The 20,797-nt window shown below is 55.8% G+C and carries 21 protein-coding genes and 1 riboswitch; of the genes, 14 read left to right on the top strand and 7 right to left on the bottom strand.

The window, feature by feature from the left end; all coding sequences use genetic code 11:
- Positions 1 to 445: 445 nt before the first annotated feature.
- The 6 genes from ACFSX3_RS17400 to ACFSX3_RS17375 all read left to right on the top strand — a co-directional run bounded on the left by ACFSX3_RS17400 (position 446) and on the right by ACFSX3_RS17375 (position 5,972).
- Positions 446 to 1,708, top strand: a complete 1,263-nt coding sequence (locus ACFSX3_RS17400; RefSeq protein WP_209994426.1) for an alpha/beta hydrolase family protein — start codon at positions 446 to 448, stop codon at positions 1,706 to 1,708.
- 92 nt (positions 1,709 to 1,800) lie between these two features.
- The gene (locus ACFSX3_RS17395) at positions 1,801 to 2,388 is read left to right on the top strand and encodes a TetR/AcrR family transcriptional regulator (protein ID WP_209994425.1); all 588 of its coding nucleotides are present in this window, start codon (positions 1,801 to 1,803) and stop codon (positions 2,386 to 2,388) included.
- A 175-nt stretch (positions 2,389 to 2,563) separates the two neighbouring features.
- On the top strand, positions 2,564 to 3,475 hold the full coding sequence (locus ACFSX3_RS17390; protein ID WP_209994424.1) for an ABC transporter ATP-binding protein: 912 nt from the start codon (positions 2,564 to 2,566) through the stop codon (positions 3,473 to 3,475).
- Positions 3,475 to 4,212: an ABC transporter permease gene (locus ACFSX3_RS17385; RefSeq protein WP_209994444.1), complete on the top strand. Its 738-nt coding sequence runs from the start codon at positions 3,475 to 3,477 to the stop codon at positions 4,210 to 4,212. Before ACFSX3_RS17390 ends, ACFSX3_RS17385 begins: the two co-directional genes overlap by 1 nt.
- 3 nt (positions 4,213 to 4,215) lie before the next feature.
- Positions 4,216 to 5,373 carry a sensor histidine kinase gene (locus tag ACFSX3_RS17380; protein WP_379258269.1) on the top strand — a complete coding sequence of 386 codons (1,158 nt, stop codon included), beginning with the start codon at positions 4,216 to 4,218 and terminating at the stop codon, positions 5,371 to 5,373.
- A complete protein-coding gene (locus ACFSX3_RS17375; RefSeq protein WP_209994423.1) occupies positions 5,370 to 5,972 on the top strand; it encodes a response regulator transcription factor in 603 nt (200 codons plus the stop codon). The genes ACFSX3_RS17380 and ACFSX3_RS17375 overlap by 4 nt, the downstream gene beginning before the upstream one ends.
- Positions 5,973 to 6,234: 262 nt before the next feature.
- On the opposite strand, the gene ACFSX3_RS17370 is transcribed toward ACFSX3_RS17375, so the two are convergent.
- The 6 genes from ACFSX3_RS17370 to ACFSX3_RS17345 form a co-directional block, all read right to left on the bottom strand.
- Entirely contained in the window at positions 6,235 to 7,059 is an 825-nt protein-coding gene (locus ACFSX3_RS17370) for an ABC transporter ATP-binding protein (RefSeq protein ID WP_379258998.1), read from the bottom strand.
- An 80-nt stretch (positions 7,060 to 7,139) separates the two neighbouring features.
- Complete coding sequence (locus tag ACFSX3_RS17365; RefSeq protein ID WP_209994421.1) at positions 7,140 to 7,901, bottom strand: ABC transporter permease; 762 nt, start codon at positions 7,899 to 7,901, stop codon at positions 7,140 to 7,142.
- Positions 7,898 to 8,191 carry a thiamine-binding protein gene (locus ACFSX3_RS17360; protein ID WP_209994420.1) on the bottom strand — a complete coding sequence of 98 codons (294 nt, stop codon included), beginning with the start codon at positions 8,189 to 8,191 and terminating at the stop codon, positions 7,898 to 7,900. The genes ACFSX3_RS17365 and ACFSX3_RS17360 overlap by 4 nt, the downstream gene beginning before the upstream one ends.
- 52 nt (positions 8,192 to 8,243) lie before the next feature.
- On the bottom strand, positions 8,244 to 9,317 hold the full coding sequence (locus ACFSX3_RS17355; RefSeq protein ID WP_209994419.1) for an ABC transporter substrate-binding protein: 1,074 nt from the start codon (positions 9,315 to 9,317) through the stop codon (positions 8,244 to 8,246).
- A 149-nt stretch (positions 9,318 to 9,466) separates the two neighbouring features.
- Positions 9,467 to 9,577: riboswitch (TPP riboswitch) on the bottom strand.
- Between the two features lie 72 nt (positions 9,578 to 9,649).
- Positions 9,650 to 11,101, bottom strand: coding sequence for a hypothetical protein (locus tag ACFSX3_RS17350; protein ID WP_209994418.1), 1,452 nt, complete (start codon positions 11,099 to 11,101; stop codon positions 9,650 to 9,652).
- Positions 11,102 to 11,148: 47 nt separating this feature from the next.
- Positions 11,149 to 12,333 carry an MFS transporter gene (locus ACFSX3_RS17345; protein WP_209994417.1) on the bottom strand — a complete coding sequence of 395 codons (1,185 nt, stop codon included), beginning with the start codon at positions 12,331 to 12,333 and terminating at the stop codon, positions 11,149 to 11,151.
- 159 nt (positions 12,334 to 12,492) lie between these two features.
- Between ACFSX3_RS17345 and ACFSX3_RS17340 the strand changes: the two genes are divergently transcribed.
- The 8 genes from ACFSX3_RS17340 to ACFSX3_RS17305 all read left to right on the top strand — a co-directional run bounded on the left by ACFSX3_RS17340 (position 12,493) and on the right by ACFSX3_RS17305 (position 19,261).
- The gene (locus ACFSX3_RS17340) at positions 12,493 to 12,912 is read left to right on the top strand and encodes a pyridoxamine 5'-phosphate oxidase family protein (RefSeq protein ID WP_209994416.1); all 420 of its coding nucleotides are present in this window, start codon (positions 12,493 to 12,495) and stop codon (positions 12,910 to 12,912) included.
- Positions 12,913 to 13,120: 208 nt separating this feature from the next.
- Positions 13,121 to 14,155, top strand: coding sequence for an EAL domain-containing protein (locus ACFSX3_RS17335; RefSeq protein WP_209994415.1), 1,035 nt, complete (start codon positions 13,121 to 13,123; stop codon positions 14,153 to 14,155).
- Positions 14,156 to 14,243: 88 nt separating this feature from the next.
- Positions 14,244 to 14,930: a response regulator transcription factor gene (locus ACFSX3_RS17330; protein ID WP_379313078.1), complete on the top strand. Its 687-nt coding sequence runs from the start codon at positions 14,244 to 14,246 to the stop codon at positions 14,928 to 14,930.
- Positions 14,927 to 16,345 carry a sensor histidine kinase gene (locus tag ACFSX3_RS17325; RefSeq protein ID WP_209994414.1) on the top strand — a complete coding sequence of 473 codons (1,419 nt, stop codon included), beginning with the start codon at positions 14,927 to 14,929 and terminating at the stop codon, positions 16,343 to 16,345. Before ACFSX3_RS17330 ends, ACFSX3_RS17325 begins: the two co-directional genes overlap by 4 nt.
- Before the next feature lie 78 nt (positions 16,346 to 16,423).
- Positions 16,424 to 17,335 carry an ABC transporter ATP-binding protein gene (locus ACFSX3_RS17320; RefSeq protein ID WP_209994413.1) on the top strand — a complete coding sequence of 304 codons (912 nt, stop codon included), beginning with the start codon at positions 16,424 to 16,426 and terminating at the stop codon, positions 17,333 to 17,335.
- Entirely contained in the window at positions 17,332 to 18,048 is a 717-nt protein-coding gene (locus tag ACFSX3_RS17315; RefSeq protein ID WP_209994412.1) for an ABC transporter permease, read from the top strand. The genes ACFSX3_RS17320 and ACFSX3_RS17315 overlap by 4 nt, the downstream gene beginning before the upstream one ends.
- Positions 18,049 to 18,050: 2 nt before the next feature.
- Positions 18,051 to 18,788, top strand: a complete 738-nt coding sequence (locus ACFSX3_RS17310; RefSeq protein ID WP_209994411.1) for an ABC transporter permease — start codon at positions 18,051 to 18,053, stop codon at positions 18,786 to 18,788.
- Between the two features lie 107 nt (positions 18,789 to 18,895).
- Entirely contained in the window at positions 18,896 to 19,261 is a 366-nt protein-coding gene (locus tag ACFSX3_RS17305; protein WP_036732785.1) for an ArsR/SmtB family transcription factor, read from the top strand.
- 372 nt (positions 19,262 to 19,633) lie between these two features.
- On the opposite strand, the gene ACFSX3_RS17300 is transcribed toward ACFSX3_RS17305, so the two are convergent.
- Positions 19,634 to 20,590 (bottom strand): cation diffusion facilitator family transporter, encoded by a 957-nt coding sequence (locus ACFSX3_RS17300; protein ID WP_379258255.1) that lies wholly within the window; start codon positions 20,588 to 20,590, stop codon positions 19,634 to 19,636.
- Positions 20,591 to 20,797 lie beyond the last annotated feature (207 nt).

Raw genomic sequence — 20,797 nt, 5'->3', positions numbered from 1 at the left:
GAGAGTAAAAACTCTCAAATTGGCCAGTGACAGGCAGAGCGCCGCTATGAGAACGGGAAATCTCTCAGAACGTATGCGGAAAACCTAAAATAGTGGGCTGGCGGGAGGGAGCGAGTTCCAAATGTATGCAGAAAACCGAACACAATGGTCTCGAGCGGAGGCGCATGGCCCAAATGTAATCGAAAAACCGAACCCATTGGGCGACCGCGCGCGGAACGTAATTCTCCCGTTTAACAAATTTACGCTCCTCGAAAATGCGCATTAAGAAAAATTGCGTGTTGCGCAAAAATATGGAATGCGCTAAAATCTGGGAAGAGGTTGGATTTCGCTGGACGCCAACACCCGGGCCCGGAATCGCGCCGTAGCCTAATTCCCTCTTCCGCTCCGCGGCTGTTTCTGCTGTGGATGATCTTGAAATGATAGATTGGAGAAGGAGGAGAATGATATGGTACAGGTAGATGGGCAAGAGACAAAGGTGGCTGCACGTTTGACGCACAAGGTATTCTTCGAACGCGATGATATTGAATTCACGTTCCAGTGGCTGCTGTCGTTTGCACACTGCGGCGGCGTGGCACAGGGGGAATTATTCAAGCTGGCGCGGCAGATCGACCCGAACTCTATTACCAGCTGGAAGAATGAATTCGAGCAGGAAGCGGCCAAGGTGGAGGCAACCGCAGAACAAAGTCTGAAGAAGGGCCATCTGATCAGCGCCGGTGAGGCATTCATCCGTGCCCATTCGTATTACAGGGCAGCCTTCTATGGGGCTTTTCCCGATGAACCGGACTTCGCACGATATCACGGAAAAAGTGTGGAATGCTTCAAGAAGGCGCTTGATGCGAAGTCTGAGCAAATTCCCCATGAATGGGTCGAGGTGGAATACAAGGGGTATAAGTTCCCGGGCTGCTTTCTGAAGGCGGAACACGGTAATGCGCCTAAGCCAACAATAATTTTCCATAATGGCGGGGAGACGCATAAGGAAGACACCTATTTTCTCGGAGGGCAAGCGGCTATTGACCGGGGATACAACGCGCTGATCGTAGATCTTCCTTATGATGTATGTGTCAGATTCTATGAGCCGGAGGCGACAGCCCGGAACTTCCCGCGCGAGGAGCTGCATAATGTCTACAGAGCCACCACGGATTTCGTTCTGGCCCGTCCGGATGTGGACCCTGAGCGGCTGGTGGTCAGCGGCATGAGCTATGGCGGGGCCAAGACGATGGTGCATGCCAGCTGTGACGACCGCTTTGCAGCGGCAGTGCCCAACTCACCGGTGTACTCTATGGCGTCCTTCATTGAACGTGGCATGCCTTCGTTTCTCCGGGGCAGTGCAGAAGAAGCGGCGGAGCAGACTAAGAAAATGCCATACACCGGCCAGGTCCTGTTCGCCGCATCGGCTTGGTCGCACGGCTTCGACAGTATTGCCGAATGGTATCATCTAGCCAAGGAAGCGATCGAAGTGGACCCGAAGGACGTCAAATGTCCCCTGCTCTCCATGTATTCAGAAGCAGAGCATCCTGAGATGCAGCGGCAGGCGATAGACACTTACGAGAAGGCTCCGAACAAGAAGAACGCGATCTTCAAGGGGACGGAAGAGGATGGTGCCGACCTGCACTGCCAGCTGAATAATCTGCCGCTCAGCTACCAGGTGATGTTTGACTGGCTGGACGAGGTGCTGGATTATAACATTCAGCTACAACCGGCGCAGTAAGCAATTCTGCAGGTTCGGGCCGGATCTGTGGTGCTGTCCTTTCAGCACCGCAGATCTTTGACTACATATAAGGATTGGAGCAATAGAGTGCCATGACGACTGAGAAACCGGGCTTGAGAGAACGTAAGAAGGAAGAAACCAGGCGGACGCTGAGTGATGTAGCATGTAGTCTAGCCATGGAGAGAGGAGCCAGTCAGGTTCGGGTGGAGGATATTGCCGCAGCCGCGAATGTCTCCATGCGGACGTTCAATAACTATTTTGCGTCCAAAGAGGCTGCGATGGTCGGCAATGCGTATCAGCGTTCCGAGCGGGTTGCTACTACCCTTGCCGGCCGCCCTGCTGATGAACCGCTTCAGGACTCAATCCGCTCCGCTGTACTTGAAGGATTCGCTGAGACTACAGACCGGCAGTGGTATGCGCGCATCGTCCTCCTCCGCGATGATCCGGCATTGTTCGGCGCGACGCGCAAGGTGGAGATCGAGATTGAGCGGGAGCTCGCTAAGGTGATCGCGGAACGTACACATAAGGATTTGAAGCTTGATCTCTATCCCACCTTATTAGCCTCGCTGCTCATGGCGGCGATACGCGCAGCGGTCTTTCATTGGGTAAGTGCACCTTCCGCGGGGGAGACACTGCAAGATACGCTGGATCGGGCGATCCAGCAGCTGAGGTTTGAGTAATATGCACACGGAGGCGCTCCTGCTACGATAACGGAATCGTGGACAGGAGCGCTTTATTTTTGCCGGGTGACAGTTGTCACTTTGAATCGATGACAGTCCATACTGATGCTCCACTCCGGTCTCCGGTACTATAGCAATATAGCCAAGAGGGCAGAAGGACACGGAGGGATACACGATGGAACATGTCATTGAAATGAAGAATGTCAGCCGCAGCTTCCAGGAGAAGCAAGCGGTGAAGCAGGTGAGCTTCAGCATTAGCCGCGGCTCGATCACAGCGGTGCTTGGCCCTAACGGAGCCGGCAAAACCACCACACTGGCGATGCTTCTTGGCTTGCTTGAGCCCTCGGAGGGCAGCGTGAAGGTGTTCGGTCTTAAGCCGGCAGACGTCAGGGTGAAGCAGCGGACCGGAGCCATGCTCCAGGAGGTCAGTGTCATGGACCGGCTGAAGGTCCGAGAGATTCTGGCCCTGATCCGCAGCTATTATCCCAAGCCTATGGAGATGGAGACGTTGCTTCAGGCCACGGGCCTTGGAGCGGGAGATTTGAACCGCTATGCGGAGAAGCTCTCCGGCGGGCAAAAACGCAGTCTCAGCTTCGCGCTGGCGTTGGCGGGTAACCCGGATCTGCTGTTTTTTGACGAGCCGACGGTGGGGCTGGATACGATGGCCCGGCGGCTTTTCTGGGAGAGGGTGCGGGGACTGGCCGATCAGGGCAAGACGATTCTGTTCAGTACTCATTACTTGCAGGAGGCGGAGGATATCGCGGACCGGATTCTGCTGTTCAACCGGGGAGTGCTGGCGGCGGACGGAAGCCCGGATGAGATTAAGGCGAGACTGGTCAAAAAGTCGCTGTCCTTCCTGGCGTCCGGCGACCCGGCGCTGCTGCGCAATCAATTGCTGGAGCTGCCAGCCGTGGAAGGCTGCTACGAGAAGGATGGACGACTGCATGTGACGACAGGGAATACGGATGAGGCGCTGCGGGCTATTTTCGTGAACGGGCTGGCCGTGCAGGATGTACGGATCGACCAGGGGAAGCTGGATGAAGCGTTCGAGCAATTGACCCTGAATCCAGAGGAGGCGGCAGTATGATGAAACCTATGATGGCCCAGTGCAAGGCAGAGCTGCTGCGGATTATCCGCAATCCCTATTATGTATTCTGGTCGCTGCTCATGCCGATTATGTTCTACTTCATCTTCACGCGGGTGGTGAATACGGGGACGGACGATACGAAGCAGTGGCAGGCGCATTATCTGATGTCGATGGCGGCCTTCAGCGTGATGGGCTCGGCGATTATGACCCTCGGCATCCGGCTGGTGCAGGAGCAGACGCAGGGCTGGAATACGTTTATCCGCATTACTCCGCTGCCGTCCTCAGTATATTTTTTCGGCAAAATGTTCGGCCAGAGCGTCATGCATCTGTTCTCGATTCTGTGTATTTTCGCAGCCGGGTATCTGATTAACGGGGTATCGCTAACTGCCTCGGAGTGGCTGCTTAGCGGACTGTGGCTGCTTGCGGGCTCTCTGCCTTTTCTGGCGCTGGGTACGATTATCGGGTCCATGAAGCGGGTGGATACGGCGAGCGGAGTGAGCAATGTGCTCTATATGGGGCTGGCGGTGGCCGGGGGCATGTGGATGCCTCTCGACATTATGCCTAAGCTGATGCAGAAGATCGGGCACTGGCTGCCGTCCTACAATTATGGAGCTGGGGCCTGGGCGATTGTAGCGGGAGGTTCCCCGTCGTGGAAGGCCGTGCTGCTGCTGCACGGTTACCTGACTGTATTTATGTTATTATCGGTCTATATAAGGCGAAAACAGGAAGCGGTGTAATCCATGATGGCACGTCAGCAGTTCCGGGTCTTTCCGGAAAGGTTCGGTTTCTTCCCCTATATCTGGCTGATCTATCTGGTGTTCCCGGTGATGAATTTCGCTGGCTACAGCGGCTATAAGCTGATGGCGGGTTATGCGCTGCTCTTGCTGTTCCTGGTGACGTACCGCCAGCTCTATTGGGCGGAAGATAGAATGTATACAGCCTGGTTGGGACTGCAGCTACTGATTATTGTCGTGCTAACCGTAGTCTATAGCCCCTACAATATGTATATGGGCTTCTTCTCCAGTAACTTTGTAGGCTGGTATACCGATATGCGCCGGTTCAGACGGGCTCTGGCGGCGTTTACCGCCGTGCTGGCCGGACTGGGCCTGTTCTATCTGCCGCAGGTGTATGGCCCGGATATCCTGTTCATGCTGCCATTTGCGCTAATGATGCTGGTCACGCCCTTCGGCATCCGCTCCATTAACCGGCGGCGGGTGCTGGAGAAGGAGCTGGACCAGGCCAACGAGCAGATTAAGGAAATGATCAAGCGCGAGGAACGGATGCGCATCGCCCGCGATCTGCATGACACGATGGGACACACACTGTCGTTGATTACGCTGAAAAGCCAGCTTGTCGAGAAACTGGTCGTCAAGAATCCCGAGCGGGCGCAGGCGGAAGCGCGAGAGATCCAGCGGACCTCACGGGCTGCGCTGCGCCAAGTGCGGGAGCTGGTCTCGGAGATGCGCGCGGTCTCTGTCGCCGAAGAGCTGGCCGAGGCGGCGGAGATGCTGCGCAGCGCGGAGATTGCACTTGAGGTAGAGGGAGATGCAGCGCTGCCGGGCGTATCCGATCTGACGCAGAGTATTCTCAGTCTCTGCATTAAGGAGGGGATCACCAACATCGTCAAGCATAGCCGTGCAGACCAGTGCCGGATTAGTATCGTAATGACACCCGGCGAGGTACAGATTACGCTGGAGGATAACGGAGTGGGACTCGGGCAGGACCGGGGGGCTGAGGAAGCGGAACGGCAAGGCGGCAACGGCATGAAGGGGATGGCCGAGCGGCTGTCGCTGATTGACGGTTCACTCTCGCTTGCTTCCGGGGCCGGCGGGGGAACCCGGCTGACGGTGGTAACGCCAAGAGTAGTGAAGGATGGAAAGGATGGGGAAATAGCATGATCAGGATCATAATTGCCGAGGATCAGCGGCTGCTGCGCGGCGCAATGGCATCGCTGCTCGATCTGGAGGATGATATTGAGGTGGCGGGCGAAGCCGGGGACGGGGCAGAGGCGCTGGCCCTGATCGAACGTGTCCAGCCGGATGTGTGTCTGATGGATATTGAAATGCCGATGATGAGCGGTCTTGAGGTGGCGGAGATTCTGAAATCGCGGGGCAGCGCGACCAAAATCATTATCCTGACCACCTTCGCCCGTCCCGGATATTTCGAGCGTGGGGTGAAGGCCGGAATTCAGGGGTATCTGCTGAAGGATGAGCCGGTGGATAAGCTGGCGGATGCTATCCGCCGCGTGATGGCCGGAGGCCGCGAGGTCTCGCCCGAGCTGGTCTTCGGCAGCCTGCGCGAAGAGAACCCGCTCTCGGACCGGGAGCGGGAGATTCTGAAGCTGGCCGCCGCGGGCCGCAGCGCCGGTGAGATCGCCTCGGCGCTCCACCTCTCCTATGGCACCGTCCGCAACTACATCTCCGAGATTCTCGGCAAGCTGCAGGTCGGAAGCCGGATCGAAGCCGTGCGGCTGGCGGAGGAGAAGGGCTGGATGTAGGGCGGCCTAACTTAGCTCAATTGTAATTAGTACAACAGATGTCCCCTGAATCCGCAGCAAAATCGAACCTGTTGTACGCTGTACAGCAGAAATCTGCGAAAGTGGTGTTTATGGGCAAGTAAACAAAAATCTGCTGTATAAAATACAGCAGAAGTGAATTTTGCCTGGAATATTGCAGATTCTATAGTAGTAAATACAATCAGGCAGAGTTATGCCGCTACAGACTACAGGTAGTGCCAAATCACCAGCGCAGCAACCCCTCTTAGCTCTGGCTCTTCGCCTGCTCCTCGCGCATCCACTCTGAGAGCTGGCGCCGCATCCGGAGGAACTCCGGCGAATCGGCGATCTCTTCGCGGCGCGGACGCGGGAAGGGGACCTCCACGGTGTGGAGGACGGAGCCGGGACGTCCGGAGAAGACGTAGATGCGGGTGGAGAGCAGCAGCGCCTCCTCGATGTTGTGCGTGATGAACAGCACGGAACGGCGGTTCTCCTCCCACAGCTCCAGCAGCCAGCGCTGCATCTGCTCGCGCGTCAGCGCATCGAGCGCGCTGAACGGCTCATCGAGCAGCATCAGCTCCTGCGGCGCGAGCATGGCCCGCAGGAAGGCAGCCCGCTGCTGCATGCCGCCGGACAGCATGTGCGGGTAGGCCCGCTCGAAGCCGCCGAGGCCGATCTTCGCCAGCCAGTGGCGCGCAGCCTCGCGGGCCTCCCGCTGCGGGGCGCCTTGCAGCTCGCCGCCAAGCAGGACGTTATCCAGTGTGCTGCGCCACGGAAACAGCGCGGGCTGCTGCGGCATATAGCTGATCTTACCGCGCTGCCCGGTCACCGGGATGCCGTTCATGCGTACGGTTCCAGTATCGGGCAGCGTAAGGCCGCCGATAATATGGAACAGCGTGCTTTTGCCGCAGCCGGACGGGCCGACAATGGAGACGAATTCCTGCGGCTCCACGGTCAGGGACACCTGATTCAGCACCTGCGTCTCCCGGCGGCGGTGCGTGAATGACTTGGAGATGCCGCTGACTTCAAGCGCAGGCGGCACACTGCTTGTACCCAGGCGTCCGTCTCCGTCCGCCTTATCCAGTTCAATCCTCGTAAGCTCAGACACTTGGCTTAGCCTCCTTCAGTTAATTATTGCTGCTTCCGTTTTGGATTATCCTCTCGTGCTTCTTAAGCTTCCTTGCGCGGCTTCCAGCGCACCAGCCATCTCTCCAGCAGGGCAATGAGTGCGAATAATACGAGACTTAGCAGCACGATAATGGCGATAGCTACGAACATCCGGTCCGCACGGTAAGAGGCCTTTTGCAGCAGCAAATAGTAGCCGATGCCCTTGTCAGCGCCGATCCATTCGGCCACCACCGCGCCCATAACGGCATAGGTGGCGGAGATTTTGAGGCCCGAGAACAGAGAGGGCAGCGAGCCGGGAAGCTCCAGCTTGGTGAAGATCTGCCACTTGCCCGCACCGGCCATCTTCATATAATTCATCATCACCCGGTCGCTTTGGGCCAGCCCGCCCATGGCTGCAACAGCTACGGGGAAGAAGCAGACGAGGGTGATCAGGATGATTTTGGGCAGCAGGCCGAAGCCGAACCAGATAATCAGCAGCGGGGCCAGCGCAAGGGAGGGCACATTCTGGCTGAGGATCAGCAGCGGATAGAACGCTCTCTTGAGCCAGGGCAGCAGATGCAGCAGCAGGGCGGTGAAGAGGCCGATGCCCGTGCCGACCGGGAAGCCGATCAGGGTCAGCCGCAGCGTAGCAGCGGTGTGCTCCCAGATCCCGGAGGCGTTGTTCTTCGACTCACGCGCGATATCCGTGGGACTCGGCAGCTGGTAAGCCGGGATGTCGAACAGCATGACCGATAGCTGCCATATCCCGACAAAAAAGAGGACCGCCACAAAGGGCGGCCACACTAGCTTCCAGGTGCTTCTCACGGCCGGTATTTCTCCGTCAGCTTATCCATGCTGATGCCGCCCGGATTATGGGCGATCTTGATCTGTGAGATTACACTAGGACTGCCGGAAGCGATCAGCGCCTCATGCATGTCACGCACAATATCCAGCAGCTCGGACAGCTCGCCTTCCATCGTGGTCTCCAGCGGATTCACCTGATGCTTCACGCCTGACTTCTGAATGACCTCTATAGCCTTGTCCACGTAAGGGATAGAATCCTCGTTGTTCGGTGTCTTGGGAATTACCTGAATGCTGAGCAATGTATTAGCCATGATGAATCCTTCCTCTCCAAGTTAAGTATAAGATTCCCGCCATGCGGGTTCATTATGATTCCGGCAAAAATTCATTCGTAAACGTACTCTCCGCATCCAGCGGCTTATCCAGCAGCTTCAGGCCGTACATCCAGTCGGCGTAATTCTTCCAGATCTCAAGCTTCTGCTCACCCCAGCGCGGGGCGTCGTCCTTGTATTTTGGGCTAAGCCATTTCTGGCTGGCCAGCACCAGCTTGGGGTCCAGATCAGGTACAGCATCGGACAAGACCGTCGCGGCTTCTTCCGGGTGGTCGATGGCGTACTGATAGCCTTTTGACGTAGCCTTCAGGAATGCCTTCACCACTTCAGGATGCTCGGCAATCTCCTTCTCGCTGGTCGTCAGCACCGGGGTGTAGTAATCCAGCTGCGGAGCGTAATCCTTCAGATACAGCATATCCAGCGGCTCCCCGCGCAGCTCGGCTTCCACGCCAGTCCATGCATAGAAGATCCAGGCGAAGTCAATATCCCGCTTCACGGCTGTGAAAAAGTCCGCTTCGCCGATATTTACCAGCTTCACCTTGGAGACATCCCCGCCTTCGGGGTCCATGATGGCTTTCATGGCAGCCTGCTCCGCAGGGGAGCCCCAGCCTCCGTACGTTTTACCTTCAAAATCCTTCGGCGTCTTAATATTGCGGTCCTTCGGAGCCGCGAAGCCGGAGGTGTTATGCTGAATGATTGCAGCAATTGATACCAGCGGCACATCCTGCAGACGAGCCAGGGTCAGCGCCTCTTGGGCACTGATGCCGAATTGGGCTTCACCGGAAGTGACCATCGTGTCGGACCCGGCAGCACCAGGCTGTACAATCTGAACGTCAAGACCTTCCTCCGCGTAATAGCCAAGCTCCTTAGCTGCATACAGGCCGGTATGATTCGTGTTCGGCGTCCAGTCCAGGGCAATCTTGACCGGCGTCAGCGCCTTAGGTGCATCCGTGGGTGCGGCTGCGGATGCATCAGGCGCAGCCGTGCTGTTCCCGGCAGCAGGTGCGCTGGCTCCTGCATTGCCGCTGTTGTTCCCGCCGCCACATCCCGCTACGGTGAGCAGCAGCATGGAGCTGAGCAGTAGTGTGACTGTTTTTTTGACTCCCATTTCTCTTTCTCTCTCCTTCCAGCAACCCCTGGTCTTCAGAGCTTACAGAAACCTTATTCCTGTACATCCTTAGAATCAAAAAAGCGTCCCGAAGATCGGGACGCCAGTGACTTGCGTGAGGGGACTTCAGCTTCAGTACCGCTTAAGGCACTGTGCCGAATGAAGATTCCTACGCTGGCATTATCCAGATCAGGTATAAGGGTCAGTATCTTGTGGGATACAATCTCAGCCGGCCAATTCCAGCACCCCTGGTTCTATAAAGTTCACGGGTATTGCTATGTTCTTACGGTGTATTATAGACGGCAGCTTCGCGGTTGTCCAGAGCCGTCTGTTCAATCCTTATCATAGTACCGCCTTTTGCGGCGGCTGCGGATTCCATTCCGCGCCTCCCGCAGTGTTAAGCCGATACTGACCGCGATCCCCGAAAAGGTCAGGAACAGAGCCAGGTACTCGAACACGGAGTACTCCAGCATTTTGCTCCAGTCGATGTTCCCTTTCAGATCCTCAATGACCTGGTTCATGCCGTAGATACCGCTGATTACCGTAAATACAGTCAGGACCATCAGCAGGGTATCCCGGCGTTTGGCCTGGAATTTGTCCTGATACTGAAACAGGTCATTCAGGGTCATCTTCACTTCATCGAACAGGGCATCATTGCCGTAGACCTTGCGCAGTTGGAAAAAAATCTCCCGCCCCTGCGACTGCGAGATCAGCTCCAGAAAATAGAATTTGGCGGAAAATTTATTGATCAGAAAGATCAGATTCTCGATCTCGTCGTAATCGTGGTTGATGCGCAGCCGGGAATGCAGATTGGCGAGCTTCAGCAGCACGATTTTATGAAAAATACTCAGCAGCAGTCCATAATAATACTCTCCGTACATCTGGTTGACCAGCTCCGTGGCAATATCGGGCTTCGCCCGGCTCAGGCAGCAGAAGGTCTGCTCGTTCGTCATATAATAGGTGTCCGGCCCCCAGCGGCTATAGCAATGCTCCCGGGTGTACTGCTCGATATACTCAGGATCACTCGCACTGGTAAAAGGCTTACCGTCTATAGTCAGCCCATCCAGCTGGGAGGCGCGGTAGCGCAGCTCTACACTGATCTCATCCAGCTCTTCCTCACGGTTGAAGCCATAGAAGGCCTGCACCAGCATCCGTTCATCCACGAAAAAAGGCAGGGTCTCGAAATAAGCGCCATCAATCTCCGCAGGGTCGAGAAACGGCTCCAGACCGGAGACGAGATTCTTGAACACGAAATCCTCCACCCGGCCGAAGGACTTCTCCTGGCAATGGATAAAGGCATGTTTATCCTGATAACACACATCCTCCAGTGTTCGGAACCGGTCAGCGAATTCCAGCACAGTGCTGAAGGGAAGGTTTTTCTCCTCGATTGCCACTCTTATGGTCAGAAAGCCCAGCTCAAATGGGCAGAGGAACACATCGGTGGACAGAATCCGGAAATTCACAGACTCGAAGAGCATTTCCAGCCGGCACGGCAGATCGTTTACCCGGGAAAAGCGGCGGAAGGAATCGCTGTCCTTCTCACGCGGAAACAGCACATGAGCGGCAAACGGCAGATAGCTGCGCTCCATTTTCTCATGGGACACGCAGTAGCCTTCTCCGTAATAGGCATTCTCCAGTTCCTTGTTATCGAGAAAAAAACGCGTGAACCCATCCTTCTGCAGACTTGCTATCAGCTCTTTATCCTGTCCGGGCTTGATGGAGAAGGGGAAAATAAATTGCAGCAACGCTGTATGCAGGGTGGGTTCAGAATGCAGTTCAACCATGTGGGTGTTCCATCCTTCTTCGCAGAATATGGATCTTGTTAGCTATATTACCCGATTCTCCAGGCGGTCACACTTAGCAGGAATAAAAGGGCGGCAAAAGCGGCCAATAACCCCGACGTCTGGGCAATCTGCATATGATCCATGGACCAGCCGGTCAGCAGCGGCAGCACCGCGCCGCCGATTCCGCCGGAGGCGATCATAATGCTCGGCGTGGATTCTTCCGCGCCGGGCAGCAGCTTGCTGGAGAAGACCAGCGCGATCGAGAAGATGCCGGACATGAACAGGCCAAGCAGCAGGATGATGGCAAAGGCGGCAAGCCGGTGACCGGCGAACGGGAAAATAACGAGCAGCAGCAAAGCGGCAAAGCAGCTGACGAGCACATAGATGCGGTAGGAAATCTTCTCGGCGATGACACCGGCGAACAGTCTGCCTGCCGACATGGCCAGCCAGAAGAAGGTCACCGTGAGCGCAGCCGCGGCCTCGCTCATGCCCAGCTTCGCGATGAAGATCGCCGGCATGAAGTTCACCAGGCTCATCTCGGTGCCTACATAGAGAAAGAAGAACAGAATGAACAAGCCAAGCACCACCCATTGCTTGCCCTTGTAGGGCAAGGACAACCGTCTGGTGGTTCCCGCTTCCGCTGCCGCCGCGCGGTCAGGGCGGGCGGGCCGCTCATTCAGCGCGCTGTCCAGCGGGCCGAATCTGCTCTTCGCCCAGAAGAGCAGCGAGAGGAGGGAGCAGGCGGCAACGATCAGGAAGGCCAGCCTCCACTGTCCTGCGGCAATCAGCGGACTGGCCGCCAGCGGCATGAGCAGCGCTCCGACACCGAACAGCACCTCCAGCCGGCTCATGGCAACCGCCGTTCCTTCGGTGACTGCGGCTATAATAATCGTGCCGATTACGGCTTCGATCATCCCGAAACCGAACCCTGCAGCTACGGCAATTACGTACATCCAGCCCCAGGGCGGTAGGAAGGCATAGGCTATTTCGGCGCAGAACAGCAGGCCGGTGGCAATCAGAATACCGCCGCGCTTGCCGAACCGCCGGTTCAGCAGCGGCGAGACCAGTACGCCGGCCAGGAAGCCCGCGAACTGGCTGAAGATCAGCTCGCCCCCTGCACTGTAGCTGCGGTCATAATGCTGGAGCAGCACTGGCAGAATGGAGCCCAGGACGACATGGGCGAGGCCGATTACGAAATAGGAGAGGCAGCCGATCCAGATTAGTTTTTTCAAGAATAAGACTCCTTATTAATCAATTTATGAACAGATGGCGGGATTCAGAATGAACGGGAAGGGTACACTATATTAGGCACAGGTTAATCATAAATCCAAACCGCGGACGTGAATATATAAACTTATATTCACATGAATTTGAAGGGAGCTGTGACGTCAATGGATAACAAAGAGCTGGAAAAAACAATCATACAGGTGCTGGACGACAACAGGTTCGGTTCCTTCGGCACGATTGAGGCCGGTAACAAGCCTAAGGTGCGCTACATGGCGGTGTTTCATGACGGGCTGTCCATCTATCTGGCAACTAACCGCAAGACTCATAAGGTAGAAGAGCTTCAGGATAATCCGAATGCTTGTCTCTTGCTGGGTTATGAACAGGGCGGCGGCAAGGATGTACTGGAGATTGAAGCTACGGTTGCTGTAACGAAGGATGATAGCTTGCGCTCTAAGGTATGGAATGAGTCCCTGGAGAAATGGTTCAAGGGACCGGATGATCCCGATTATGTCATTCTTGAGCTGTCTCCGTCACGGATTGAATATATGGGCAAGAACGGTGAGCATGGGGTATGGCAGTCTTAAGCGGCTGTCTTTGGCAAAAAGGTGGCGGTGTCCGGTAACGGATAAGTCCCGCCTAAGCCTAAGTATTATATAGCCCGGCAACCCGGGCCTCTTAGGGACCTTCATGGTTCATAGGGGGCCCTTTCTGCTGCTGCTTTCCTGATTGTGCCGGAGGAATCATGCTATAATGACCTCAGGTTATCGACATCATGAAGCGGAGGGGAAGGGCATGAACTGTGTTGACTGTGCTGACATCGACCCGATAGAGGATCAAGGGGAGCTGAAGCTCCGCCCCTGTTCTGATCCGCTGGCTGCTGCCATCCGAAATGCCGGTTATGAAGCATTTCAGACAAGCAAGACCTGTATCATTCCATATCATCGTAAGGAAGAGCTATTGAAGCTTATAGAAATGCTGGTGGCGGCTAAGGACATAGCGGACTCCTTATCCGTATGCGTTAAGAGCAAAGGCGCCCCTGCGGCTCCGGACCGGTGGCTGACCTTCGATCAGCTGAAGGTCCGTTTCGCTAATGAGAATCTGGTGTCCATCATTATGAGCCATGATTTCTGCAGCCACATGCAGCCGATTGTGAATTTCAGCGAGGAGATTGTCGGCTTTGAATTTTTGCTGCGCCCGCTGCCCCAGGGGAGTTATTTTCAGCCCTACGAGCTGTTTGAGATTGCCCGGCGGACAGGGTTTCACTCCTTCCTTGACCGGGCTGCCCGGATCTCGGCGATAGAGACCAGCAGTAAGCTGCTGCCCCAGGGCATCAAGCGGTTCATTAACTTCCTGCCCTCTTCTATTTATAATCCCAAGTATTGTCTTACTCATACCTTCGAGGCGATCCGGAGGCTGGACCAGAGCCCGGAGGATTATGTATTTGAAGTTGTGGAGACCGAGCAGATCAGCGATATTCCGCATTTGCACGCCATCTTCGCCGAATACCGCCAGCAGGGGATACGGGTTGCGCTGGATGATGTCGGCGCGGGCTACTCGACGCTAGAGCTGATGTCCAGCCTCCAGCCCGATTATGTCAAGGTTGACCGTAGTCTGATCAGCTTCTGTGACCGGGATGAGGAGAAGCAGCGGATGCTAAGGGAGATTATCTCCAGGGCAGGACAATTCGGTGCAAGCCTGCTGGCCGAGGGCATTGAACGCCGTGAGGAATTCCTGGTCTGCCGTGATCTGGGCATGGATCTGGGACAAGGCTATCTGTTCGGGCTGCCGGAGGATAAGCCGCCGGGGCGATTCGGAATTACGGCCTGAACAGTAAGGATGATTCTCCCCGGATGCAGGCAGACCCCAAGGCTGCCGGTATCCGGGGATTTGTGATGTCACTTAGAAGGAAGAAAGGATGGAGAACAACGTGAGTGTAACCCTATTGTACGTAGAAGATGACCGGGAGATCGGCAGTGTCGTAGCGGCAGATCTGCGGGAACGGGAATATGCTGTGCGCTGGCTGGAGAGCGGGGACGGAGCGCTTGAAGCCGCAGATGGCTGCCAGCTGGCGATTCTGGATGTGATGCTGCCGGGGCTGGACGGCTTCACCGTCGGCCAGCGGCTGAAGCGGGCTTATCCGGAGCTGCCGGTTCTGATGCTCTCGGCGCGCACCTCCATTGACGATAAGCTTCAGGGGCTGGACTTCGCCGATGATTATCTGACCAAGCCGTTTCATCCCGATGAGCTGGCGGCGAGAATCGAGGTTCTGCTGAGAAGAAGCGGCGCTGCTGCGCCCGCTCAGTTGACCCTTAAGCATCTGGTTGTCAGACCGGGGAGCAGTGTGGTCACGGAAGCTGCGACCGGACGGGAGATTATGCTTACCGGCAAGCAGTTTCAGATCTTCTCTTATCTGCTGCGGCATCTGGGCCAGATTCTGACCAAGGAGCAGATCTATGAAGCGGTCTGGGGGGAGAGCTATATCGACGGCGACAAGACGCTGATGGTACATATCCGTTATCTGCGCGAGAAGCTGGAGCTTGATCCGGCCGCGCCGGAGATTATTGAGACCGTGAGGGGAATCGGCTACCGGGTGAGAGGGTGAAGGGGGCAGGGCGTTTCCAGCTGCTGCACCGTTCGCTGCTTTTTCGCTATCTGCTCATTATCGTAGCTGCACTGCTGTTCGTGCCGGTTGTTATTCCGCTGACGATTGCAATCTACAGCATCTTCGGGGGGCTTACTCATACAAGTCCGCCCAAGGAGTATAAGCAGTATTCCAGTGTGGATAAGCTGGAGATTATGTGGCATGAGGAAGCCCGCAAGCTCCTTGACCAGCCCCCTGCGGATATCACCCGGCGGCTGTCAGCCTTAAGCGAAGCCTATCCGCTGTCGAGAATATTTTGGGTCGATCCTGCGGGGAAAACACAGCTGGTGACCGAGCCTTCAGGACCTCCGCTGCTCTTGACGGGAGAGGCTCCGGCTGTTCCCGCCCAGTGGAGCGCCGCTGAAGCGGTAGCCTTCATGAAGGACAGTGCGGCACTGAAGCCGCTGGCGATTGTCGCATTTATAGGAGACCGGGCAGAGGCCGTAGAGGGCTTCATGGTCATGCAGATTCCTGAGGATATTACGAAGACCAAATATGCGGCAGGACTGGATAAATGGTATTCGATTGCCATGCTGGTGTTCTTCCTGCTGTTCATCACCAGCTCCTGGTTCTTCTTCATCATGATCCGCAGAAGGCTGCTGCGGCTGCAGACCGCTATGGTGTTCACCGGGCAGCAGGGCTTACCGCAGATTGTTCCGCCGGGGAAGCCGGATGAGATCGGGCATCTGGAGGAAGCATTCAATACCATGGTGACGGAGCTTAAGGCAGGCCGTGCAAGGGAGGCGGAAGAAGAGGCGCTGCGCAAGCGGCTGGTAGCCGATCTGTCGCATGATCTGCGGACTCCGCTGACCGTCATTCGCAGCCACCTCCATGTACTGGGCAAGGAGCCATTGTCAACACGCGGCCAGTCGTCCCTTGAGCTGATGGATCAGCGGATTGAGAGCCTTGGCATCCTGATTGAGAACCTGCTGTCCTACAATCTGCTGAACAGCGGACGCATCGCGCTGACTCAGGAACGCCGGGATGTGCTGAGACTGGTACGGGAGAGCGCCGCCGCCTGGTATCCGGTGTGGGAGAAGGAGGGGTACCGGATCGATATTGATCTGGAGGCTGCGCCGCTGTACTGGGAGATCGATGACAGCTGGTTCCGCAGAGTGCTGGATAATCTGTTTCAGAACATTCTGCGTCATGCGCGCAGCGGATTATATGTAGGAATACTTACCGAGATCCGTGAGGGCAACCGGGTGATTATCATCTCGGATCACGGCGGTGGCCTTGCGCAGAGCTCGGACTCCGCAGGAGCAGGCCTTGGCCTGTCGATTGTTGATCTGCTGCTTAAGCGGATGGACCTGGAATGGAGCATGGAGAGCACGGCGAAGGGGACCGAGGTTAGGATCTGGAAGCGGGACGCCTGAACAATTTAAACAAAATTTAAACTTGCTGCTTCCGTGCTTTTAACCTTGGGGCGTTATGCTGTTACCGAGGTGAAGAGAATGAAGGATACAGTGATAGAGACAAGAAATCTGCTTAAGGAATACCGCGGCCGTGCGGCTGTGAAGAACCTGAATCTCAATATTACAAAAGGGGAAATCTACGGGTTCCTCGGGCCGAACGGTGCCGGCAAAACAACAACTATCCGCATGCTGCTCGGCCTGATCAAGCCGACCTCCGGCAGCATTGAAATCTTCGGCAAGGAGCTGCGTGCGAACCGGATGCAGATTCTGCGCAAGATAGGCTCGCTGGTGGAATCGCCGTCCTATTACGGGCATCTGAGTGCATGGGACAACCTGGAGGCGATCCGCCGGATTCTGGGTGTGCCCAAGGTGCGCATTGCCGAGGTGCTGGAGATCGTATCGCTTACCGGGGAGGAGAAGCGGCCGGTCAAGGGCTTTTCACTGGGTATGAAGCAGCGGCTGGGGATAGCGGCAGCTCTGCTGGGCAGCCCGGAGCTGCTGATTCTCGATGAGCCGACTAACGGGCTGGACCCGTCAGGCATACAGGAGATCCGCTCCCTGATTAAGCGGCTGCCCGGCGAGCAGGGCATTACAGTTCTGGTATCCAGCCATCTGCTGAGCGAGATTGAGCAGATGGCCGGTACGGTCGGCATTATCCGTGAGGGGCAGATGGTCTACCAGGATACTATTGCCCATCTCCAGCAGCAGGCGGCCGGCCATCTGCGCCTGGCGTTATCCGAGCCGGAGACTGCGCTGATGACGGCGGTGCGGCGCGGCTGCGGCGGCGAGCTGCAGGAGGGCCGGCTGGTCCTGCCCCGGATGAGTGATGCCAGAGTATCGCTGCTGGTCAAAGAGCTGGTCGAGGAGGGCCACGCGATCTACAGGGTAGAGGAGCACAGGCAATCTCTGGAGGAATTCTTCCTGCAGGTGGTTGGGGGAGGGGAGCTATGATGTGGCGTGCGCTGTCGGCGGACTGGCTTAAGATCCGCGGCAAAGGCATATGGTTCCTCGCCTTCCTTGGCCCGCTGGGCCTCATCGCCATGCAGGGACTGAATTTCGGCCTCCGTTATGACTATCTTCGCGGGCAGTACCGGGAGGACCTGTGGGGTGGCCTGCTCAGTGAGGTCGTCCCGTTTGTACCGATTGCCCTGTATCTTGGAGGCACACTTATCTGCTCCCTGATTGCGAATGTCGAGCATCAGACCAGCGCCTGGAAGCAGCTTCTGGCGCTGCCTGTCTCCCGTACGGCTGTGTTCCTGGCGAAGCTGCTGCTATGCCTGCTGCTGCTTATCGTGTCCTGCCTGCTGCTGTCGGCGGGGACTGTCATTCTCGGGTTGCTGCTCGGATTCGGTGCTCAGCCGATACCGCTTGCGGACGTCCTGCGGATGGGCTTCGCCGCTTATGCTGCAGCCATGCCTATCATTGCACTCCAGCTGTGGCTGTCTCTATCCAGCCGGAACCAGACTCTTCCGGTATCGGTGGGATTGACTTTGTCACTGGTCAGCCCGTTCGGGTTATACTTCACGGAATGGTTCCCGCTCTCCTGGCCTGCCTTAGCCTGGAGTGATCCGCGTCCTTGGCTGTTCAGCGGAGCCGGCCTGTTGCTTGGACTCCTGGTAATCCTGCCTGGAGCCATACATTTCGCGCGAAAGGATGTGGACTGAATATGCGGGCTTTTCTGCGAATAATGTCTGCGGAGTGCATGAAGATAGCCGGATTCCGCACCTGGCTGTTAATTCTGCTCAGTCCGCTGGTCTCTCTGCCGATTGGCGCGCTTTCGGACATGCAAGAGGATAGGGTGATAACCTGGCAGGTTCTGCTGAGCACAATGTCAGCGGTACATGCGCTGCTGTTTCTTCCGGTACTCTCTGGACTCTTCGCTGCTTTAATCTGCCGCAATGAGCATAGTGACGGCGGCTGGAAGCAGCTCCTGGCGCTTCCGGTTACACGAACCTCCGTATATTTTGCCAAATATGCATTAATTATAGCGCTGCTGGGTGCGGTTCAGCTGCTGTTTCTTGCAGGGGTTCTGGGAGTGGGATGGTATCGGGGTGCAGAGGGAGGAGTTCCCTGGGGGCTGCTGCTGAGCAGCCTGTTCGGGGGCTGGTTCGCCTGCCTGCCGCTGGCTGCACTGCAACTGGCGATATCTCAAGGCTGGAGCAGCTTCGGCGCCCCGCTTGCGCTGAATGTCTGCTTCACCATTCCCAATATACTGATTGCGAACTCCTCCACCTACGGTCCTTATTATCCATGGGTACAGCCGGTGCTGGCCATGTCCCCCTTCGGCGAAGAACGGTTCGGCGCCTTCAACCTGCCGCTGGAGAGCCTGATGATTGTCGTGGCGGGCAGCCTGCTTCTGTTCCTGGGTGCTGGCTTGATAGCCTTTTGGCGTAAGGCGGTATAAGATTCCCTTCTCCATGGACATTGGACGCCATTTTTTCTATAATTAATCGTAGAAGATACTATTAAGCGCCGGTGATGCCGGATGAGCATATGGAGGAGGGCGGGAGCATGGAACCAGCGGCACTTGAAGAATGCGACAACACCTGTAATGGTTCCGAACTGGAACCGGAATCGATGGCCTTGATTCTGCCGGACCGTGAGATTACAGATAAGATGGCAGAAATGTTCAAGGCACTGGGTGATCCGACAAGAGTTCGGCTGATCTACGCGTTATCCCAGCAGGAGCTATGTGTGCATGACTTGTCCTCCATACTGGATATGGGACAGTCAGCAGTCTCCCATCAGCTCCGCTATCTGCGCAATCTGCGGATTGTGAAGCGCCGCAAGGAAGGCAAGACCGTATATTATTCGCTGAATGATGCACATGTGGAGCAGATCTTCCTGCAGACCCATGAGCATATCCGGCATGAATAGATTGTTGTGACAGGAAAAAAGGGCTGTCCCAAAGCCAGGTAATGGCTTGGGGCAGCCCTTTTTATATTATGGTGTGCGATAAACCAAATATATGTGCCAGTGCGAGGGGATGTGTTCGAAATATATGTGGAAAACAGCATACAATCGGTCGTTGTGAGGGCAAGTGGTTCGAATATATGTGGAAAACAGCATACAATTGGTCGTTGTGAGGGCAAGTGGTTCGAATATATGTGGAAAACAGCATACAATCGGTCGTTATGAGGGCAAGTGGCCGAATGTATGTGGAAAACAGCATACATTCGGTAGGCATACAGAATCGTTAGATTTTCCTCGGACTCCCTCAGTCTCCCTTACCCGCGTACCTCCTCTTCCTCAGACCGGAAGGTGACCGTGCTTCACAGCGGAATTCTCAATCTGCAGTGTGGAGTGCTGGATGCCGAAATTCTCTTCCACTAATTTAAGTGCCTGCTGCAGCACCTGCTCCGTATTCACCCCGTCTTTGATCAGCAGATGACCGCTGAGCGCATCGAGCCCGGAGGTGATGGTCCAGATATGCAGGTCATGCACATCCTGAACCCCTTCAATGCCCAGTAGCGCCTTCTCGACATCATCGGCATTCACGCTAAGCGGAGTTCCTTCCATAAGAATATGGAAGGCCTGCTTGATGACACCCCAGGCGCTACGCAGGATCAGCAGGGCGACCAGCACGCTGATGATAGGATCTGCAACATACCAGGAGAACAGGTTCATAATCAGACCAGCCACTAGTGCGCCGACGGAGCCGAGGGCATCGCTGATCACGTGCAGGTAAGCACTGCGGATATTGATGTTGTCTTTAGCCCCGCTTTTGCGCATCAGTGACCACGCGCTGACGAGATTGGCCAGCAGTCCGACACTGGCAATCAGCATCATCGTTCCGCTGGCTACCACCGGAGGAGCGGAGAAGCGCTGGAAAGCTTCATACATAATAAATCCGGCAATCACGAATAGGGTCACCCCGTTGAATAAGGCCGCCATAATCTCAAACCGGTGGAAGCCGTAGGAGTTCTTGGAGGATGCCGGTTTCACCGCGATAATCATGGCTACAAGGCTAAGGGCAAGGGAGGCGGTATCGCTGAGCATATGCCCTGAGTCGGACAAGAGAGCCAGACTCCCGGTGAACAGGCCGCCGAAGAATTCAAGGAACATAATGCCGCCGGTGATGATTAAGGCGATCAGCAGGCCTTTCTTATTATCCGGTGCGTGTGAATGCCCGTCAGCGTGCGAATGAGCATGTGATCCAGCATGTGAGTGAGTGTGTAAATCGTTGTTCATTTTGGAATTGTTCATTAGTAGGACCTCTTTTCAGTTAACATATGAATGATTGCTCATATGTTAATATTATGGCGAACGCAGGCAAATTACAAGCTTTTCTTATTTTTATTTTTGCCACAATCTGTGGGCCGAATGCATTGACACTGCATGATTCAGGGGAATATAATAAGTGTAAGTTAACATATGAACAAATACTCATATATAGGTACGATCAAGGGAGAT

Origin of the sequence: Paenibacillus rhizoplanae (assembly GCF_042684125.1) — a bacterium.
Classification (GTDB): domain Bacteria; phylum Bacillota; class Bacilli; order Paenibacillales; family Paenibacillaceae; genus Paenibacillus_AQ; species Paenibacillus_AQ rhizoplanae.
This window is presented reverse-complemented; position numbering and strand designations above follow the sequence as displayed.

Coding starts and splice junctions, on each gene's coding strand:
- ACFSX3_RS17375 (WP_209994423.1), top strand. CDS start 5,370: ATGATCAGGATCATAATTGCCGAGGATCAGCGGCTGCTGCGCGGCGCA.
- ACFSX3_RS17355 (WP_209994419.1), bottom strand. CDS start 9,317: ATGGGAGTCAAAAAAACAGTCACACTACTGCTCAGCTCCATGCTGCTG.
- ACFSX3_RS17305 (WP_036732785.1), top strand. CDS start 18,896: ATGGAACCAGCGGCACTTGAAGAATGCGACAACACCTGTAATGGTTCC.
- ACFSX3_RS17360 (WP_209994420.1), bottom strand. CDS start 8,191: ATGGCTAATACATTGCTCAGCATTCAGGTAATTCCCAAGACACCGAAC.
- ACFSX3_RS17400 (WP_209994426.1), top strand. CDS start 446: ATGGTACAGGTAGATGGGCAAGAGACAAAGGTGGCTGCACGTTTGACG.
- ACFSX3_RS17300 (WP_379258255.1), bottom strand. CDS start 20,590: ATGAACAATTCCAAAATGAACAACGATTTACACACTCACTCACATGCT.
- ACFSX3_RS17315 (WP_209994412.1), top strand. CDS start 17,332: ATGATGTGGCGTGCGCTGTCGGCGGACTGGCTTAAGATCCGCGGCAAA.
- ACFSX3_RS17340 (WP_209994416.1), top strand. CDS start 12,493: ATGGATAACAAAGAGCTGGAAAAAACAATCATACAGGTGCTGGACGAC.
- ACFSX3_RS17310 (WP_209994411.1), top strand. CDS start 18,051: ATGCGGGCTTTTCTGCGAATAATGTCTGCGGAGTGCATGAAGATAGCC.
- ACFSX3_RS17335 (WP_209994415.1), top strand. CDS start 13,121: ATGAACTGTGTTGACTGTGCTGACATCGACCCGATAGAGGATCAAGGG.
- ACFSX3_RS17395 (WP_209994425.1), top strand. CDS start 1,801: ATGACGACTGAGAAACCGGGCTTGAGAGAACGTAAGAAGGAAGAAACC.
- ACFSX3_RS17390 (WP_209994424.1), top strand. CDS start 2,564: ATGGAACATGTCATTGAAATGAAGAATGTCAGCCGCAGCTTCCAGGAG.
- ACFSX3_RS17350 (WP_209994418.1), bottom strand. CDS start 11,101: ATGGTTGAACTGCATTCTGAACCCACCCTGCATACAGCGTTGCTGCAA.
- ACFSX3_RS17320 (WP_209994413.1), top strand. CDS start 16,424: ATGAAGGATACAGTGATAGAGACAAGAAATCTGCTTAAGGAATACCGC.
- ACFSX3_RS17330 (WP_379313078.1), top strand. CDS start 14,244: ATGGAGAACAACGTGAGTGTAACCCTATTGTACGTAGAAGATGACCGG.
- ACFSX3_RS17385 (WP_209994444.1), top strand. CDS start 3,475: ATGAAACCTATGATGGCCCAGTGCAAGGCAGAGCTGCTGCGGATTATC.
- ACFSX3_RS17380 (WP_379258269.1), top strand. CDS start 4,216: ATGATGGCACGTCAGCAGTTCCGGGTCTTTCCGGAAAGGTTCGGTTTC.